General features: G+C 46.0%; 20 protein-coding genes. 2 read left to right on the top strand and 18 right to left on the bottom strand.

Annotated elements, in window-relative coordinates; translation table 11 throughout:
• Window positions 1–101 precede the first annotated feature (101 nt).
• Both QFZ77_RS11575 and QFZ77_RS11570 read left to right on the top strand, forming a co-directional pair.
• Window positions 102–413 (top strand): hypothetical protein, encoded by a 312-nt coding sequence (locus tag QFZ77_RS11575; RefSeq protein WP_307439555.1) that lies wholly within the window; start codon window positions 102–104, stop codon window positions 411–413.
• Between the two features lie 208 nt (window positions 414–621).
• Entirely contained in the window at window positions 622–858 is a 237-nt protein-coding gene (locus QFZ77_RS11570) for an AbrB/MazE/SpoVT family DNA-binding domain-containing protein (protein WP_047677188.1), read from the top strand.
• 74 nt (window positions 859–932) lie between these two features.
• On the opposite strand, the gene QFZ77_RS11565 is transcribed toward QFZ77_RS11570, so the two are convergent.
• The 18 genes from QFZ77_RS11565 to QFZ77_RS11480 all read right to left on the bottom strand — a co-directional run bounded on the left by QFZ77_RS11565 (window position 933) and on the right by QFZ77_RS11480 (window position 17343).
• Window positions 933–1208, bottom strand: a complete 276-nt coding sequence (locus tag QFZ77_RS11565) for a hypothetical protein (RefSeq protein WP_307439553.1) — start codon at window positions 1206–1208, stop codon at window positions 933–935.
• 120 nt (window positions 1209–1328) lie between these two features.
• On the bottom strand, window positions 1329–1895 hold the full coding sequence (locus QFZ77_RS11560; protein WP_307439550.1) for a peroxiredoxin: 567 nt from the start codon (window positions 1893–1895) through the stop codon (window positions 1329–1331).
• A 36-nt stretch (window positions 1896–1931) separates the two neighbouring features.
• Window positions 1932–2171, bottom strand: a complete 240-nt coding sequence (locus QFZ77_RS11555; RefSeq protein ID WP_029196850.1) for a glutaredoxin family protein — start codon at window positions 2169–2171, stop codon at window positions 1932–1934.
• Between the two features lie 29 nt (window positions 2172–2200).
• Window positions 2201–3124 carry an NAD(P)/FAD-dependent oxidoreductase gene (locus QFZ77_RS11550; protein WP_307439548.1) on the bottom strand — a complete coding sequence of 308 codons (924 nt, stop codon included), beginning with the start codon at window positions 3122–3124 and terminating at the stop codon, window positions 2201–2203.
• A gap of 164 nt (window positions 3125–3288) precedes the next feature.
• Window positions 3289–4419, bottom strand: a complete 1131-nt coding sequence (locus tag QFZ77_RS11545; RefSeq protein WP_307439546.1) for a glycosyltransferase — start codon at window positions 4417–4419, stop codon at window positions 3289–3291.
• 333 nt (window positions 4420–4752) lie between these two features.
• The gene (locus QFZ77_RS11540) at window positions 4753–5067 is read right to left on the bottom strand and encodes a hypothetical protein (protein WP_307439544.1); all 315 of its coding nucleotides are present in this window, start codon (window positions 5065–5067) and stop codon (window positions 4753–4755) included.
• A gap of 125 nt (window positions 5068–5192) precedes the next feature.
• The gene (locus QFZ77_RS11535) at window positions 5193–5510 is read right to left on the bottom strand and encodes a hypothetical protein (RefSeq protein ID WP_307439543.1); all 318 of its coding nucleotides are present in this window, start codon (window positions 5508–5510) and stop codon (window positions 5193–5195) included.
• On the bottom strand, window positions 5482–5703 hold the full coding sequence (locus QFZ77_RS11530; RefSeq protein WP_307439542.1) for a hypothetical protein: 222 nt from the start codon (window positions 5701–5703) through the stop codon (window positions 5482–5484). The genes QFZ77_RS11535 and QFZ77_RS11530 overlap by 29 nt, the downstream gene beginning before the upstream one ends.
• Before the next feature lie 150 nt (window positions 5704–5853).
• Window positions 5854–7749 carry a PrkA family serine protein kinase gene (locus QFZ77_RS11525; RefSeq protein ID WP_307439539.1) on the bottom strand — a complete coding sequence of 632 codons (1896 nt, stop codon included), beginning with the start codon at window positions 7747–7749 and terminating at the stop codon, window positions 5854–5856.
• Between the two features lie 229 nt (window positions 7750–7978).
• The gene (locus QFZ77_RS11520; protein ID WP_307439538.1) at window positions 7979–10267 is read right to left on the bottom strand and encodes a glycoside hydrolase family 95 protein; all 2289 of its coding nucleotides are present in this window, start codon (window positions 10265–10267) and stop codon (window positions 7979–7981) included.
• An 11-nt stretch (window positions 10268–10278) separates the two neighbouring features.
• Window positions 10279–10623 carry a sensor histidine kinase gene (locus tag QFZ77_RS11515; protein WP_307439537.1) on the bottom strand — a complete coding sequence of 115 codons (345 nt, stop codon included), beginning with the start codon at window positions 10621–10623 and terminating at the stop codon, window positions 10279–10281.
• Entirely contained in the window at window positions 10532–12115 is a 1584-nt protein-coding gene (locus QFZ77_RS11510; protein WP_307439536.1) for a cache domain-containing sensor histidine kinase, read from the bottom strand. The genes QFZ77_RS11515 and QFZ77_RS11510 overlap by 92 nt, the downstream gene beginning before the upstream one ends.
• Window positions 12112–13131 (bottom strand): response regulator transcription factor, encoded by a 1020-nt coding sequence (locus tag QFZ77_RS11505; protein ID WP_307439534.1) that lies wholly within the window; start codon window positions 13129–13131, stop codon window positions 12112–12114. The genes QFZ77_RS11510 and QFZ77_RS11505 overlap by 4 nt, the downstream gene beginning before the upstream one ends.
• Before the next feature lie 64 nt (window positions 13132–13195).
• Window positions 13196–15325, bottom strand: a complete 2130-nt coding sequence (locus QFZ77_RS11500) for a TIM-barrel domain-containing protein (RefSeq protein WP_307439532.1) — start codon at window positions 15323–15325, stop codon at window positions 13196–13198.
• A gap of 18 nt (window positions 15326–15343) precedes the next feature.
• Window positions 15344–16306, bottom strand: coding sequence for a Gfo/Idh/MocA family protein (locus tag QFZ77_RS11495; protein ID WP_307439530.1), 963 nt, complete (start codon window positions 16304–16306; stop codon window positions 15344–15346).
• 15 nt (window positions 16307–16321) lie between these two features.
• A complete protein-coding gene (locus QFZ77_RS11490) occupies window positions 16322–16783 on the bottom strand; it encodes a glycoside hydrolase family protein (RefSeq protein ID WP_307439529.1) in 462 nt (153 codons plus the stop codon).
• Complete coding sequence (locus QFZ77_RS11485; protein ID WP_307439527.1) at window positions 16761–17129, bottom strand: glycoside hydrolase family protein; 369 nt, start codon at window positions 17127–17129, stop codon at window positions 16761–16763. Before QFZ77_RS11485 ends, QFZ77_RS11490 begins: the two co-directional genes overlap by 23 nt.
• Window positions 17062–17343: a glycoside hydrolase family protein gene (locus QFZ77_RS11480; protein WP_307439526.1), complete on the bottom strand. Its 282-nt coding sequence runs from the start codon at window positions 17341–17343 to the stop codon at window positions 17062–17064. Before QFZ77_RS11480 ends, QFZ77_RS11485 begins: the two co-directional genes overlap by 68 nt.
• Between the last annotated feature and the right edge of the window lie 153 nt (window positions 17344–17496).

The following is a 17496-nucleotide window of genomic DNA, read 5'->3' as shown; positions in this document are numbered from 1 at the left end:
CCACGCTTCACTCCCCCTCTTTTTAATCCCCTTTTGGCATGAACCATGTATTTAGTGTAGAATGGTGTCGAAGCTACACTAAACTGCTAAGAGGTGTTTGAATGGCTATAAGTTTCACTTTATCTATCATAAATCGATTAAAAAAAGAAATTACTGAAACTCAACAAAGAAGTATCGACGAACAGAAAAAAAAGGAAAAAGCACTTTCAAAAATAAATCAATTACAAAGGGATATAAAAATAAGTTCTTCACCCAGCGATTTAAGCAGCAAGATGTCTCGACTCAGTAAATTAAAAGATGAAATTAATAAAATCAACCTTTTGCAAGTAGAATTATCCAAACAGCTGGTTATTAAGAATGCTGCGCTTAAAGAACAAATCTCCAAAGATCAACAACAGGAGAACAACAACTAGATCCCTCTGTTAAAAAAAATAAATATAGAGGGCTTACACATGTTCATTGAAACACGTGTAAGCCCTCTATTTGTCGTCCACTTCCATGCATTTATCAGAAAATTCCCCAAAATGTTTGAAGTAAATAAAAGGAATTCAAGTTTATATGTGGAATTGAATATACAACATACATGATCGAAGTCTAACCAAATAAATAGGAGGCTTTCAGATGAAATCGACGGGAATAGTGAGAAAAGTAGACGAGTTAGGCCGGATTGTTTTGCCGATTGAACTGCGACGAACACTTCATATCGATATCGGTGACGCGATCGAGGTTTATGTCGATCCGGAGCGCATTACACTTAAGAAGTATATGCCAGCCTGTGTATTCTGCGGTAATTTCGAGAATATGACCTATTTCAAAGGCAAGCTGGTCTGCAGCTCCTGCGTAGAAGAAATTGTTTAGATCATGATTCCGGTTAAAATAGGATACAAAAAAGGCGTATAACACTCATCCCGAGGGCTATATGCCTTATATTTTTATTTAGAGCTAAACCAAGAAAGTCCAATGGATATTAGAATGCCTGCTATCGCGATCCAAAATAAGTAGGAACGCAGCACACGCCCCAAGCTCTTATCTTGCCGATCCATAACGGCTTTCTTTCGAGAGCCGCTTTCTTGCGTCTCCCCATCTAACTCATCTGTCACTTGTGTGCGCCAATTCACGAATTGAAATCCAATTCCGCTAACAACAATGGAAATCATGAGTAAAATCAAAGAACCCATAAACAGTTTGTCCGATAAGGACTGCATCATGCATCTAACTCCTCTGTCTTCACCTATATAGTTCTTCTATTATACTTCAAAACAGACTTTGAATACACACAAAAGCCCCAATCGAGTGAGAGTCGATTGAGGCTTGTTTACTTTCGCAGCTTATAGAGTTTTATCGCCTGGTTTCCAGTTCGCTGGACAAAGTCCACCAGCCTGAAGCGCTTGAAGCACACGCAGCGTCTCATCTACAGAGCGCCCAACATTCATATCTGTCACCACTTGGTATCGCAGCACGCCTTCTGGATCGATGATGAACAATCCGCGATGCGCGGCGCCGCTTTCATCGTCTAACACGCCATATGCGCGTGCTGTTTCTTTGGAGAAATCACTGACCAACGGGAACTTCACAGGTCCGATGCCGCTTTGGTCGCGCGGCGTTTGAGTCCAAGCTCTATGTGTATACACACTGTCGACAGAAGCCCCAACAATTTCACAATCCAGTTCAAGGAACTGCTCATAATTGTCACTGAAAGCTGTAATTTCAGTTGGACACACGAACGTAAAGTCGAATGGCCAGAAGAAGAAAACAAGCCATTTTCCTCTATATTCTTCAAGCGTTATTTTCTCTTCTAAGGTTTCCATATTCTTCGTCGAAAGCAATGAAAATGAAGGCGCAGGAAGCCCTATTTTAGCAAAAGAATGTGAGGGTTGTACGGTTAATTGTGTCATGGTTAGCTCTCCTCTATCTATTTATATTGTCTGATATTAGCTTGCGATTTCAGCCAAAGCTTTTTTGAGTTTGGTAACGTTGAGACCCAAAATTTTGTGCTCGCCAATAACCGTTACAGGCAAAGACATCAAGCCTAAATCGTGAAGCTCTTGTCCGAATTGATCATTCAGATCAATGTTTCTTTCTTCGTAGGATACATTTTGTTCCGTTAAATATTTTTTCAACTGTTGGCAATAAGGGCAATTTGTACTTGAATAAACAATGACATTAGACATCGGAATTCATCTCCTTGTGGGGTATAAGATTATTTGTATTGCGGGATCAGCTGAGCCCGTTTATTAATAAATTTATCGACCGCCATGGCAGCGATGGCTCCATCAGCAGCTGCAACTACCGCTTGCTTCACCGGTGTGCGTCTAACTTCTCCAGCTCCGAATACACCTGCAATAGGTGATTGCATCGAGCTATCCAGAACCATAAAACCATCCGCGTCCAGCGGAACCTGATCCTGAAGGAAATCTGTGCCAGGCTTACTGCCGGATAGGAAGACAAACACACCATCCACATGGAGTACTTCCTCTGCACCAGAACTCGTGCGTATTCGAAGTCCCTCTACATGCTTGTCTCCAAGCACTTCAAGCGGTTTGGCTTTGTAAAGAAAGTCTGTACCCGGCAGCTCTGGAACGTGGTGAACACCCTGCAGTTCAGGACGTGGAACAATGAAGTATATTTTATCCGTAAATTTACTTAACGCTTGTGCTTCTTCCAAGGCTTCCTCTGAATCACCAATGACAGCGACCGTTTTGCCATCGAAAAAGGCTCCATCACACGTTGCACATGTACTAACGCCACGCCCTAACAAGCTTTCTTCCCCAGGCAGCATACGGTTGCGTCCTTTGGAACCCGTCGCGATTACGATCGACTTGCCTTCATAGATACCGTCAGCCGTAAATACATACTTCGTATCGCCTTCCACATCTACAGCTGTAATCGTTGTTTGGATGAACTCCGCCCCAAAACCTTTGGCTTGCTCCCGCATCGTATCGAGCAAATCTTTACCTGATAGCTCTCCAATTACACCCGGGTAATTCGCAATTTTGTGAGTGATGGCCAAAGCTCCTGTATTCGGTGCCTTGTCAATAACGAGTGTCTTCAGATTTCCTCTTGCTGTATAGATAGCAGCTGAGGCTCCCGCCGGTCCAGCTCCAATAATAATGACATCATACATCGCTGTGCACTCCTTTCAGCCCATATTGACTGCTTGCCCAATGAGAATCCATATCAGATAATAATTATTATAAATAAATAATAACAAAAGTCAATCCTTTTTAATAATAATTATAAATAAGGAAAGAACCCTCATGTCATCAACATAAGGGCTCTCACTATTTCCTATTGGGCTGCGTAGACGTGTTCTAATTCTAGAGCTACCTCTTTAATATCATAGCCGGCTAGTCGAATCGCTCGGATTCGCTCATCAACCGGGACAGGAACGCTGCGAATCGCTTTCATTAACCATTGCACCCATACAGCAATATCTTGTTTCAAACACACGAATGCGAAAAAACCTGCTCTCAGATTCGCTTCTTCTGGTAAAACATCGGATACCACGCAAGGAACTCCTGCGGCTTGCGCTTCAATCAAAACCATGGGTAAACCATCTTTGAATGAAGGAAGGACCATGACATCAAATTCCTGAAGGAGCTCAGAAATATCGTCTCGCAGTCCTAATAGATGAACGCGGTTTTGGATCCCTTTTTGCTCGATCAGTGCTAGAATCTGAGGCCGCAATGCACCATCCCCCACCAAAATAAGCCTCGCATTCGGCACACGATACAGCAGCTCTTCAAAAATCTCAATAAGAAACCTATGATTCTTAACCGCGCTAAACCGTCCAATATGCCCAATAAGGGGCTCATCGGGTGGAATATGCAGCTGCTCACGGAGCGTACTGTGTTTTTGTAATTCACTTGTAAAGCGACCGACATCTATCCCATTACGCACCATTCTGCCGCGTTTATCTTGAGACCATTGATACCCGAATAGCACCTGACTTGCCGTGATTGAGCTGCTTACCCAATTCGTGGCAAACCGCCGTATCATGTTTCTCTTCAACCATCGAGATACCTTAGTAGTTGAGGAAGAGTATGTATAATCACTTATGCTGTGACAATGCGCAATACGAATATCAATGCCAAACAGCCTTGATGTTAACAAAGTTAAGGCACTAGCCTCATAGGTATGACTATGCAAAGCATGGAAGGGACCATGATGTTGAATCGTCGACTTTAACTCATATATGTAACCCATCCAGCCCGCTCTAGGCTTCTGCAGGATGAATATCCTTCCACCGAACGCTCTTATTTCTTCATCATAATCAGAAGGATTATGTGTGTGGACAACGAAATCGAATTGAATCTTTGATCGATCCATTTGCCGATACACATTCATAATGAAGCTTTGCGCTTCTCCACGATTCATATCACTAATATGATGTAATATCCGAACGGGTTGATTGCTCAACACACTTTCCCCCTTAGATTTGCACAAGTGAAGTCCTCATAAGCAAAAGCCAAGATGGTTTTTTCATCGTATCGATGAATACAATGACTTGGAATATAAATGATTTTGAAAAGGGGAGCGAGAGGATTAGTAAACGAGAGGGTAACAAATGTAAACGCTGTATATATAGAATTGTAGCATGAAAATTATACAATGCCTATATGATTATTAAGATTTGATAAAGATTTGTAGCACTAAGTGCCCATTTTTAGCAGAAAATAGCAAAATAAAGAGAAACTCTCTGGACAAGAAAGTTTCTCTGCTTTGTTTAAGTGCAAGCAAAACTATTTCTTTTTATATCCCTGGATAACCGGGTTGATAAGGCGGGTAGTAGGGGTAGGGATAAGGTGTCGGTGGGTATGGATATGGATATGGATAGTAAGGCTGATTCGCATATAAGTATGGGGCCACTACCCAGGGCAGCAAATTGGTCAGTCCGCCATATCCATAGTGCGGATGATAACCATGGCCGTGTCCACCGTAACCGTGGCCGCCATAACCATGGCCACCATGACCAGGTCCGCCATGTCCGGGCCCACCATGGCCAGGACCGCCTCCATGAGGCCCACCTACTGGTGGACGAAATTCTTGTTCTTCTGGTTTCGTCATCTTCTAGATCACTCACATTCTTGTATAGTTAATTGCCTACAATACTGTATGTGTGCAATTGCCTAGTTGGTGACCACTTCTCCAAAAAATGGGCGGTTACTTTCTTATGCTTTGTAACATTCTTATTACTTCCGATCATTCCAGATATCGCAGAGTCCGACGAAAAAAACAACAATTGTCGTGATCACAATAAACCGAATATCCCATGCGTTCGGAAAATCATTCACCTTAGTACCCGAAGCACGGAGAACAAGAACAAATAAGAGCAGTACTATATCAAAAAACATACAGTAGGCCATGCGAGCTGAAAGCTTATGAAGTGGTAGTTTGTCCAACATTTTACCGAATCCAAAGACGTCTGACCATCTTCCGGGCTCGCTGAATTTTTTCTGGGGGGAATTGTCCTCTTTTTGATCAGAGATCGGCTTTTGCTCGTTTTGCATCTTTCTTGCCAGCACCTTGCCTCGATTCATGGACATCCAGCCACATCAGAATGGCTCCGCCGAAGCTAAATCCCGCTATACATATTCCCCCCAAAGGAGATAGTAACCCCACCTCCCAAGTCATCACGAAAGCTAAAAAACTCACTACTAGTAAAAGAAGTGCACCTGTCTTTTTCATTGAGTTGCCTATCATAATCTCTTGCACCTCCCTTATCGTAAGATCTTATAGTATATGAGAGATTGCTAGATTCGGTGATAGACAGAAGAGGGTGTCTATTACAAATGAAAAAGGACCTGAGGGATCGTCACCGCCTCAAGTCCGTTTTACTACCAATATGAAGTTTTATCTGTTCAGCAAGCTCCCTACATAACGCAGCAGCTCATTGGCACATACAGGGCAATATCCGTGCTCATCAATCAATTGCTTTGTCACATCATTAATTTTCTTCAACTGCTTCTCATCCGGTGTCTTCGTGGAAGTCGTTATTTTCACGATATCTTTCAGATCGGCGAAGAGCTTCTTCTCAATCGCTTCACGCAGCCGCTCGTGACTGCTGTAATCAAATCTCCGACCTTTACGGGAATAGGATGAAATGCGGATAAGTATTTCTTCTCGGAATGCTTTCTTAGCATTTTCAGAAATGCCGATTTGCTCTTCAATCGAGCGCATCAGGCGCTCATCCGGATCCATTTCTTCACCGGTAAGCGGATCCTTGATTTTCCCCCAATTACAATAAGCCTCAATATTATCGAGATAGTTATCGAAAATGGTTCTGGCTGATTCTTCGAAGGAGTAAACGAACGCTTTCTGCACTTCTTTCTTGGCAATATCGTCATATTCCTTGCGCGCCACGGAAATGAAATTGAGGAACCGTTCACGCTCATCCTTCGTAATCGACGGATGCTGATCCAAACCATCTTTCAGGGCACGCAGGACATCTAGCGCGTTAATGCACTGAAGATCTTGCCTAATCAATGCACTTGAAATTCGGTTAATGACATAACGCGGATCGATGCCGCTCATACCTTCTTCTTGATATTCATTTTGCATTTCTTTGAGGTCCGCATCTTTGTAACCTTCCACAACTTCACCATCATACATGCGCATTTTCTTGACTAAATCCATCCCTTGCTTCTTCGTTTCCTTCAAGCGGGTAAGAATGGAGAAAATCGCAGCAACCCTGAGCGCGTGCGGAGCGATATGGATGTGAGACATATCACTCTGTCCGATGAGCTTGTAGTAAATTTTTTCTTCATCCGAAACCCGAAGGTTATACGGAATTGGCATAACAATCATACGCGATTGCAAAGCCTCATTTTTCTTATTCGCAATAAAAGATTTATACTCGGTTTCATTCGTATGTGCAATGATCAGCTCATCGGCACTAATGAGGGCGAACCGGCCTGCCTTAAAGTTACCCTCTTGTGTGAGAGATAGTAAGTTCCAAAGGAATTTCTCGTCGCATTTCAACATTTCCTGGAACTCCATGATACCCCGATTTGCCTTATTCAGCTCCCCATCGAACCGATAGGCACGCGGATCGGATTCGGAACCAAACTCCGTGATGGTAGAGAAGTCTATACTTCCCGTCAAATCGGCAATATCCTGTGATTTCGGATCTGATGGACTGAATGTACCGATACCTACACGCGCTTCTTCTGAAACGAACACACGCTCAACATGAACATCTTCAATACAGCCGTTGTACTCTGTCTTTAAACGCATTTGGCAAGAAGGACATAAACTGCCTTCAATCTTTACTCCCAGCTCTCGCTCGATCTCAGGACGCAGCTCCATAGGGATCAAATGAAGTGGTTCCTCGTGCATCGGACACCCTTTAATCGCATAGACAGCCCCTAAGTCAGTTCTAGCAAATTGCTCCAGCCCTCTTTTAAGCATGGTCACAATGGTTGATTTACCACCGCTTACAGGACCCATCAGCAGTAATATCCGCTTACGAACATCCAATCGACGGGCAGCGGAATGGAAATATTCTTCCACCAGCTTCTCAATGGCTCGATCCAGGCCGAAAATCTCTTTGTTGAAGAATTTGTAGGATTTGTGCCCGACTTGGTCATTGATTCCTTGCGAAGCAATCATATCATAGACCCTTGAATGCGCTGTTCTCGCGAGTCCAGGATTTTTGCGAAGCAATTCTATGTACTCCGCGAACGTACCGGTCCAGCTCAATGAATCCTTCTCCGTACGATGCTCCGAAATTCTTTTGAATATGTCCATGGGTACCTCCTTTCACTGCTGCCTTTCTTATCTAGGTCAGCTCGTGATGGTGAATTGTGTACTACAATCCTATGCACTCATGGAGGATAACTTGCCCGAAATTTTTTAACTGAAACGGATTTCTCGCTTTACTATTTTTGTTAACGTAATGGATTAGCAGTTGCGAATCCAATCATCCAATGAATGACAATAACTGGAATTAGATGCCCGTCCCTACAAGTCTCAATGATTATTTTCTATATAGCTCATAAGTTTTACCCGCTTCAACACGAAACTCTACAACCGATTGATCCTCACTTAGCGCGATGTCTTCTCCCCCGCAGCGGACCAGAACCGCATGACGTGTACGGACTCTGCATAAGCCATCCTTCGCTGCGCTTATGATCGCTTCCGAGAGTTTCCCATCGATCCACTTCAAGTCGACGACGTATCCGCCGCGCCCCCTAAGTCCTCTCACTTCTCCCTCTGACCACGCCGACGGCAACGCAGGAAGTAAGTTCAGCTCATCGGCATGGGATTGCAGCAGCATCTCAACAATACCAGCCGTAGCACCGAAATTCCCGTCAATTTGAAAAGGAGGATGCGCATCAAAGAGATTGGGATACGTTGATTTGCGCAGCATGTGACTCAAATGCGCATACGATTGTTCGCCATCTTCGAGTCTTGCAAACATATTGACGATCCACGCACTGCTCCAACCCGTATGCCCTCCTCCGTTTTCCAACCTGCGCTGCAGTGTGGCTGCAGCTGCCTTGGCTAATTCCGGTGTGCGATGCGGGTTGATTTGGGTTCCCGGATGCAATGCAAACAACTGTGAAATATGCCGATGACCTGGATCATCCTCCTCATAGTCGTTCAACCACTCCATGATTTGTCCGTGTTTGCCAATCTGTGGCTGAGGCAGCCGCTCCAGCAGCGCGGAGAGCCGCTCACGAAGCTCACTATCGACCTGCAGCAGGAGGCTGCTCCGTTTACATGCCGCGAACAACTCACGGATTATCTGCGTATCCATAGAAGGCCCCATGGTCAATGCCCCTCTGGTTCCATCCGCCAATACATACACGTTTTCTGGGGACACTGAGGGTCCCGTCACAAGCTGTCCATCTGGCGATTCCACCAAATAATCAACGAAAAATGCCACAGCATCCTTCAAGATCGGGTAGGCTCTATGCTGTAAAAAATCCATATCTTCAGTAAACACAAAATGCTCCCATACATGCAAGCTTAGCCATGCAGCACCCATCGGCCAAATCACACATGTCGGAAACAACCCTTCAGGCCGTGTCTCTCCCCATATGTTCGTGTTGTGATGAGCGACAAAGCCCGAGCAGCCATACAGCTCGCGCGCCGTTTGCCGACCGCTGACCTGCATCCGTTCGATATGGTCGAACAGCGGTTCATGGCATTCCGATAATCCGCAAACCTCAGCCGGCCAATAATTCATTTGTGTATTGATATTAATCGTATATTTAGACTCCCACGGAGGCGTAAAGCTGTCATTCCAAATACCTTGAAGATTCGCAGGCAGACATCCCGGTCGGGAGCTGGCGATCAACAAATAACGGCCGTAATGAAAGTAAAGCTCCGCCAAACCGCTATCCATACTCGAATGACCCTCTTGTAGAAACTTCAACCGCTCTTCCGTTGGCAAATCATTGAACGGATCGTTTACCGTCAAACGTAAACTCACCCGATTGTACAATTCCTGATAATCTTGAATATGGCGGCGTTCTATTTCGTCAGCGTTGAACCGATCGGCGCCATCAATTTGAAGCTTGCATGCTGCTAATGGATCAGCCTCTCGAAATGTGCTGGCTGCAGCAAGTACTAATGTCACAGAGCTAGCCCCTTCCACAGACAGGAAGTCGCCAATCACGGACACATGACCATCTTGGGATTTCGCTTTCAACACACAGGCATATTCAACACCATGCTTCCCGCATTCTCCGCCCATCCAAATACTATCCTCCGACAATGCGCCGGTTTCCCCCTCAAATGGTCTGCGATTCAGATTCGCAGAGAAATTAAGCTTGCCTGGCTGATCGCACTCCAATCGAATCATCATCACTTGATCAAGGCAGCTGGCAAACATCGTACGACGGTAGGTAACTCCGTTAATCCTATAGGTTGTACGAGCGATGGCTTGCTTCAAATCCAATTCTCGCCGATACGCTTCAACTTCGCCTTTCTGGTCATGAAAATAAAGCCTTAGGTCTCCCAAAGGCTGATAAGGGTTGTAATATTTAGGTGTGGAAAAGAGCGCCATTCGCGTTAATCGCGTGGTCTCCGTAACGTTTCCGGCAAAAAGCAGCTCCCGGATTTCTTCTAAATATCGAGAACCATCGGGGTTGATTCCATCTTTGGAACCTCCGTACCAGATAGAATCTTCATTTAACTGAATCCTTTCCTCTTGGGCATGACCGAAAATCATCCCACCTAGTCGACCGTTACCGATCGGAAGCGCTTCTACCCATATCTTAGCAGGCTGAAGGTACCACAGTTTCTCACGATTGTTCAAGTTTATGCCCCCTATACAGGATTTAGTTTTTCATAACGTTTAGGCGATGCTGGCATCACCATGATCACTTTAGTTCCCTGCTCAGCCACACTTTCAATCCTTAGTCCATAATTCTCCCCATAAACCATTTGAATTCGGCGATGGACGTTCAGCACGCCAATACCGCCTTTTTTACCCGCTTCATCTATTTCAGCATCTGCCAGTCTGTTTGTGCTCAACTTCTCTTGGAGCTGCGTAAGTTGTGTCTCCGACATCCCTGAACCATTATCCACTACACTGATCCAGAAGATTCCGTCCTCTACCCCTCCCGTCGATTCGGATGAAATGATAATCTTCCAATCCTTCCGGAAATGCATGCTGGAACACATTTTCGACCAGAGGCTGAAGGGTCAGCCGAACCATGACATGAAGCAAATATTCGGGCTTAATCGCAACATCAATCTCGAACTCCCGGCCAATTCTATGCCTCAGTACGACCAGATAATACAGAACGTGCTTCAACTCGTTCGCAACCGTAATTTCCTCCAGATTGGTTTGGACCGAGTATCGCAGCATATAAGCCAGCGCCTTAACGATTTCGGATATCTCCTCTGAATCCTGGATCGTGGCATAGCAGATAATCGTCTCCAGTGTGTTATACATAAAATGAGGATTGATTTGCAGCTGAAGAGATTGAAACTCAGCCTTCTGCCGCTCCATCCGAATTTCTGAATTGCTTAATTCGACCTGAACCACACGATCAACCGCTTCAGATAGCCGATTGACCATCAGGTTATAACGTACCATGAGTTCGACAATTTCGTCCCTGTGAGAGGGGAGCGGAATGGTCGCCCAATTTCCTTTTTCTGTCTCTCGCATCCCTGATTTAAGTACTTGAATCGGCTTGGTAATCGACTTACCGAATCTATAAGCAAGTAAGATCGCTAATACCAGTGTAAATAACCCGACTACAAGCGTTGTCGAACGGATGTTAGCCACCGGTTTACGCAGTTCGTGAAGCGGCATGGAGACAACAAGCTGCCAACCCGAATAATCGGATTTGCGGCTTAGATACATGCGCTGATCCCCCTCACTGCTGTCGATGAAGGAAGAAGTCCCAGCCTCTTTCAGCTTCTCCACGAACGCTTTCGGAACATCTGAACCGACTTTTTTTCCATCTGGATGATAGATATAACGACCTTTTTCATCCATGATAAACAGGTACCCGTATTTACCTAAATCAATCCCTTTCCATAGAGCAGACAAATCAGCGGATCTCATCTCAATAGCAAGCAAGCCATTCAATTCAGGCGAGGTGAAGCCTCGAATTCGACGGACTAGCGTGAGCATTTGATTCTCTTGACCTTCAATAATGGTGTGGTTTAAAATACTTAATTTTCCGTCAGCCGTTGTATTAGCGCGAAAATATTCCCGCTGCTTCCGTTTATCCTCCGCATTGAAGGATTGCTCGTTCACACCATTATAGTAATAGACCGCATTCAGCTTATCGCTGAGCAAATAAACAGAAGCTAATTTAGGGTTGCGAATAAATAACGGATCAACACTCGTTTCGAGAATCATTTTCCGATAGGTAAAAAAGTCATATTCCTCCCGATTGGCCTTCAGATCAATAAACTCCATAACCTGTCTGTTCGTCAAAATAGAGACAATGGAGCGCTCATAGTCTTTCAAATATAAATCCGTATGATGAACCGCGTTTCCGACGATTTGATTCATTTGGTTCTCAACCATTTCCGCTAACTCATCGGAAGAAGTCATATAAGAGAAAATTCCGACACTGCTAAGAGAAAGAATAATGACAATCAGAAAATAGACGAATAGCTTTTTAGTTAAACCTCTAATTTTCATTTGATCCCGAGCCCTGCGCGATATTCAGAAGGTGAAACGCCAACAATTTTTTTGAAGGTTTTCGTAAAATGGGGGTAATCGTCATACCCGACATCGGAGGCTACATCCACGATTCGGACATAAGGGACAGCCAGCATTTCCTTCGCCTTCGCCATCCTTTTTTTGATCCGGTACTGAACAAAGGTCTCATGCGTTACTTTTTTAAAAAGCGAGCTGAAATAGGTAGGTGTCAATCCGACCATCGCAGCGACTTGATCCAGCGAAATGTCCTCTGACAACCTGCTGTCGATAAAGCCTTTGGCCTCTTCCATTGGATCTTTGAAGCTGCCGCTTCGAACGTCTTGAAGTCCTTTCGCCATTTGAAACAAACCCTTCTCAAACGCTTCAAGGGCTTCCTTCACACTATCCGCCTGCAAGTGAGCTTGCACGGGGGAAGGGGAATAATTGCGGCCTTGAAAGCGCTTGACAAGAAGCGCATTACAATCATCCAATAGCTCCTTAAGCTGGGCCAACGATAAATTGGCAGATAGGCAATATTCACGCCAGCGGCTGATTAAGCTGCTTAGTTCCTCCATTTGCAAAGCCCAAATTTGCTGTTCCATTTGATCGATCCACTCGATATAACGGGAAGGCGGCATATAGCCGCGTGATGGCTTTTTGATCAATTGATCCAACATGCCATGCACATCCGATTTGGTAACCGGTTTCAGCATATAGTGTCGAACACCATAATTCATGCCTTTTTGGGCATATTCAAAGTCACTATAACCGGATATTACAACGGTCTTAATTTGAGGAAATTCCTCTTGAATGATTCTGCAGAGCTCCAATCCGTCCATTTTGGGCATGCGAACATCCGTCAACACAAGATCAGGTTCGCAGGCGCGAATCCGCTCTAAAGCAGCCACGCCGTTCTCAGCCGTCTGTATTTTCGAGAAAGCAGGTGCGTACATTTCCGCCATCTTTACCATTCCTCTGCGAATGACAGGTTCATCGTCTACAATCAGTACATGCATGTCCAGACCTCCCTTATGTTTCTCAGAATCGCTATCCAATTATGATAACTCACGGAAATTGGTTCTACAACGGAAGGAATCCCTTGTGTGCGAAACGCCACGTGACGGAACTGAAGGATGTCGGTTCCCCGTCAATCCCTATGAGTTCCCCGGAGTAGACGCCAGCTGCATTTTGCGTGACTACCGCCTTCCACCAGCCGAACTTACCTTGTTCATAATCGAACGATTCTCCGTCATCATCGTACAGATTTCCTTCACCCATTCCATCACCGAAATGAATGATTTCAAGCGGAACACGCGTACCTAGGGGTGGGACATGCGCTAGCGCAGGCATCATCGGAATGACGGACCCGTTTCTAACAAATACCGGAATACGCTCCAAGCCTGCTTGAACGCGAATGATGCATCCACCGGTATAGCGTTCCCCTGTCTCTAATCCATACCAGATTCCGGATGGTAGCAGGACCTCCCGCTCAGACTCTCCTTCAACCAGTGGAGCTACTAACAATGCATCGCCGAACATGTATTGGTCATCCCATTCTCTTACTTTTTTCTTGCCGTAAGCAGCATCTGTCGTATTCAAGGTTTGTTCAGCTGCTTCGGTATACATCGCCTCGGCTTCCGCGATTTCTGATGCTGACATAACGAAAGGCATTGCGCGGAAAGGAGGAATACCTTGCTCACGGTAGGTTGCGAAAGCCGTATACAAATAAGGTAGCAATCTCATCCGCAGCTTGATATAATGGCGGACAGTTCCTTCCACTTCCGGGAAAGACCAAGGCTTGGTTCCATCTCCCCATGCATTCAGCATCGCGAGTGGCGAGAAACATACCGTTTGCATTCGCCGTACCCAATCTTCGGCATTTCGGGCTCTGCGAACCTCCGGTGTCCAGAGCAGCCCGCTGAAGGAAGCGTTGCATAGACCGCGAATAAATTGCTTATGATCATAAAGATCCGAATATAGGACATAAGGCATCGTGGAGGCTGCGGCATTCGAAGCCCTAACAAGTCCGTACGTTCTCCGATTTTTGCTGCGAAACAATTCAGCCGTCATTTTTTGGAACATCAACCCGTACATTTGTCTCATCTGCTCGCCGTCCAGACCGGATGGAAACTGCGCATGTCCTGGAAACATCCAGGAATTGTTGGTCAAGTCACTGCCATCACATTCATCCAGCTTGTAACCGGATACTCCGATATTGACATGCTGCTCTTCATGCTGCTTCTTATAAAGCTCCACAGCTGCTGGCAGCGAATAGTCCGGCGCAAGCCCGCCCCATACCGAATGACTCCCCGAAAGCGGCTTCAGTTCCTCGTACAGCTCACTCTTTGGTGAAACGAAGGGATGCTCCCATAGGTTCACCCGAAAGCCGCTTTGATCCAAAGCCTTCACGAATTTATCGGGCTCAGGGAATCGGCTTTTCTCCCATTCGTAACTGACTGGGTAGCTTTGGCTGTGCCAACCAGGTTCGAGCCCGATCACATCACAGGGAATATCGTGCAGGCGGAACTGCTCCGCTTCTTCAAGCACTTGCTGATCTGTATACAGCGTCGGAACACGGTGCCAGAAGCCAAGTCCCCACTTCGGGGGCAGTGTGCCGCCACCGCAGAATAAATTATATCTAGCCACCACATCCGAAAGGGTTGGTCCGCCAATTAAATACACGTCTGCACCTTCGACGGGAATCCGAATCTCCACCCGCGATGCGATTAGGGTTGCCTTCCATCCCTTATCGGTGTTGCGATCACGAATATCCTCGCTTTGCGTTTCCTCTTGCCTCAAGGTTGACCCGCAGTACAGAGTAACGATCCGTGAAGTATCCACCCATACGCCATACCCGAGATCACTTACGTAAAAAGGCACAGGAGCATGCGTCTCACCCGTATCCTGCTTGGGATCGCTATTCACACGTAAATAACGGTTTCTTCCCCGTTGATTCATTCTTAATAACTGAAGGCCTGTCCCGTATAGCTTTTCAGTTCGATCAAGCGGAATAGACAGAATGAGACAGCCACTTGCTTCCTCAAGTTGAATACTTTCCCAGGCAAAAGGCGGCTGTACCTGTGGCATTTGCTGCAGAGCCTCGGCTTTCGGCGAAACGCCCATCAATGAGAGCGGTGTAATTCCTTGCGGTTCTCCGATCGTAAGGCGCCATACACCAGGCGCCGATTGTTGCCAATTCGTTATTTCCATGCTAGTTTCCCCATTCATCTATAGAGTTGGAACCTCAATGGCCTTCGTCTGACCGGATTCACTTGCCAGCTTCGTGTAATGAACAAGCGCTTGGGTTTTCAAATAGTCCCTGCCGCTCGTTTCCGCTTCGCGCCCCTCCTGAAGTGACGCCAAAAATTCAGCCAGTGTATCCGTTTCATCCACTCCGCTAATATCATCGACAAGCAAAACTTCTCCGTCCCGAATTAGGCGGATTTCCTTATCGATTACTTCCATAGCCCCTTTCGTTCCTTCAATTCTCCAATTGCCGCTCCACGGTGTCTCTGTCCCTCTTGCAGCGATGGATGCGTTGTAGGCAGCTGTGATACCATTGTCCATTTCAAGGAAGGCATAAGCATTGATAACAGCCCCTTCCTCTTCCCAAGCGCCAATTGGATTGTACAGCTTGGCCTGGACCGATTTCCCTTCTCTTCCAGTTAAATAACGGAGCATATCCAAGTGATGCACACCAATGTCATCCAGGATACTAACGGTATATCTCCGCTGCACATGGTGGTACCTGTAGAACTGTATATCCAGCGAGGAAAGAGTACCGATTGCACCCTCGTCCAATAGCTGTTTCATTTTACGAATATAAGGCATCCTGCGGTAATTTTCTGCGATCATAAAAGGGATGTGTTCTCGAGCAGCTCGAGCCACGACCTCAATGGATTCCTCATAATCAAAGGAAATCGGTTTTTCACACAAAACAGCCAGCTTACGGTCAAATGCCGCATGGTTCACAGCCGTGTGCATCATCGGCGAAGTCACATTAACAAGAAAATCCGCCTGCTCGTTTTGCAAAGCTTCTTCTAATGACGTGTAGAAAGGGAACGGATCATCCTTCATCTTCTCTTTCATAGCCATATCAACCTCAACAACGGCTGCTAATAATCCTTTATCTCTTAAACGTTTATACCAACTGAACCCAGCAGAACCCAAACCAACCAGTATAGCTTTCATATTTAAACTACCTCCCTAAGGCCTCAATGGAATAACCATATTCCAAGTATTCGCTGCGTTGCGAAATCCCCTAGGTCCATCGGCAACTGCTGCGAACAGGTGCGTCGGTTTTCCGTCATGAAATAACAGAAAAGGCCGTTCCAGATTGCCCATCGTCTGCTCCGTTCCATCATCCCACAGAACCGTACGTGAATAAGCCTTTGGCGTCTCAGACAATTGCCATTTCAGCCCGTCCGGAGAAACAGCGTGAATGCCTCCATGCCTTTCCCCACAAAGAGTTCCTTCCATATCCTTGGCCAAGAGCTCATACCCTTCCGTCGTCTTCCAAATGAAAGGATCCTCGATATGAAATTGATCCGGCGGAAAAATAGGCTCCTCTGTTAATACGCGATAAGGTCCTTGATAGCTATCTGCTGCGGCTGCCCCGATCGTCATTTTCCCATGAAGATTACCTTCATATTGACGCTTTGTAGACAAGCAGCACGGAACCGTCTTCCTGTAAGCAAGGTGCCGGATTGGAGGTCAAATAGCTATCGAACCGGTTTGGGCGCACAGGGAGTATCGGGTTATCGCTTCTTTCCCAAGGCCCGAAAACACTGCTCGACACAGCGAGACCCACTCGTTTATTCGAACGTGCTACGATGCAACGGGGGTCTTCCAACCCAAATCCATCACCGGGGACCACATCTGGCAGCGGGTGCGTAGAACCCATATAGTAAAGAAGATATTTATCTCCGAATTTGGTGATATGTGGATTATGCGTGCTGCGCCCCGTCCCAATACTGGGCTCCTCTAGCCGGCAGAACGACCTCTTGAAAGGCATAAGGCCCCTCCGGGGTATCCGAAACCGCCCGCACAATTTCTGAAGCAACCAACCAACCAGGATGTATGGGCAGCGATTTGGGCCAACGAGAAGCAAACATATGATAGCGTTCATCCTCTCCCCGAATAACCGAACCGCACCATACCCAATAACCTTCCATCCGAAATCCGCCTTCGCGAGGCGCGGGCAGCATACGTTCTGCGATACTTTCCATTCAGACACTCACCTCTCCATTGATTTGTTGCCTTCATTATAGAAATTAATTCGCTCCAGCAGTAAGGATAAAATTAAGATAAGTATGTATTTTTTTACGATTTATCATAGGGAAAGACATCCCACCGCAGGATACTCTGCGTGAAGGATGTCC

Source organism: Paenibacillus sp. V4I3, from assembly GCF_030817215.1.
In the GTDB taxonomy this organism is placed as follows: Bacteria; Bacillota; Bacilli; order Paenibacillales; family NBRC-103111; genus Paenibacillus_E.
The sequence above is the reverse complement of the archived record's forward strand: the minus strand, read 5'-3'. Positions and strand labels throughout refer to the sequence as shown.

What these genes read in the sequence shown, in the direction of transcription:
- QFZ77_RS11575 (WP_307439555.1), top strand. Translation starts at nt 102, where the DNA reads ATGGCTATAAGTTTCACTTTATCTATCATAAATCGATTAAAAAAAGAA.
- QFZ77_RS11570 (WP_047677188.1), top strand. Translation starts at nt 622, where the DNA reads ATGAAATCGACGGGAATAGTGAGAAAAGTAGACGAGTTAGGCCGGATT.
- QFZ77_RS11565 (WP_307439553.1), bottom strand. Translation starts at nt 1,208, where the DNA reads ATGATGCAGTCCTTATCGGACAAACTGTTTATGGGTTCTTTGATTTTA.
- QFZ77_RS11560 (WP_307439550.1), bottom strand. Translation starts at nt 1,895, where the DNA reads ATGACACAATTAACCGTACAACCCTCACATTCTTTTGCTAAAATAGGG.
- QFZ77_RS11555 (WP_029196850.1), bottom strand. Translation starts at nt 2,171, where the DNA reads ATGTCTAATGTCATTGTTTATTCAAGTACAAATTGCCCTTATTGCCAA.
- QFZ77_RS11550 (WP_307439548.1), bottom strand. Translation starts at nt 3,124, where the DNA reads ATGTATGATGTCATTATTATTGGAGCTGGACCGGCGGGAGCCTCAGCT.
- QFZ77_RS11540 (WP_307439544.1), bottom strand. Translation starts at nt 5,067, where the DNA reads ATGACGAAACCAGAAGAACAAGAATTTCGTCCACCAGTAGGTGGGCCT.
- QFZ77_RS11535 (WP_307439543.1), bottom strand. Translation starts at nt 5,510, where the DNA reads ATGCAAAACGAGCAAAAGCCGATCTCTGATCAAAAAGAGGACAATTCC.
- QFZ77_RS11530 (WP_307439542.1), bottom strand. Translation starts at nt 5,703, where the DNA reads ATGATAGGCAACTCAATGAAAAAGACAGGTGCACTTCTTTTACTAGTA.
- QFZ77_RS11525 (WP_307439539.1), bottom strand. Translation starts at nt 7,749, where the DNA reads ATGGACATATTCAAAAGAATTTCGGAGCATCGTACGGAGAAGGATTCA.
- QFZ77_RS11515 (WP_307439537.1), bottom strand. Translation starts at nt 10,623, where the DNA reads ATGCATTTCCGGAAGGATTGGAAGATTATCATTTCATCCGAATCGACG.
- QFZ77_RS11510 (WP_307439536.1), bottom strand. Translation starts at nt 12,115, where the DNA reads ATGAAAATTAGAGGTTTAACTAAAAAGCTATTCGTCTATTTTCTGATT.
- QFZ77_RS11505 (WP_307439534.1), bottom strand. Translation starts at nt 13,131, where the DNA reads ATGCATGTACTGATTGTAGACGATGAACCTGTCATTCGCAGAGGAATG.
- QFZ77_RS11500 (WP_307439532.1), bottom strand. Translation starts at nt 15,325, where the DNA reads ATGGAAATAACGAATTGGCAACAATCGGCGCCTGGTGTATGGCGCCTT.
- QFZ77_RS11495 (WP_307439530.1), bottom strand. Translation starts at nt 16,306, where the DNA reads ATGAAAGCTATACTGGTTGGTTTGGGTTCTGCTGGGTTCAGTTGGTAT.
- QFZ77_RS11485 (WP_307439527.1), bottom strand. Translation starts at nt 17,129, where the DNA reads ATGCCTTTCAAGAGGTCGTTCTGCCGGCTAGAGGAGCCCAGTATTGGG.
- QFZ77_RS11480 (WP_307439526.1), bottom strand. Translation starts at nt 17,343, where the DNA reads ATGGAAAGTATCGCAGAACGTATGCTGCCCGCGCCTCGCGAAGGCGGA.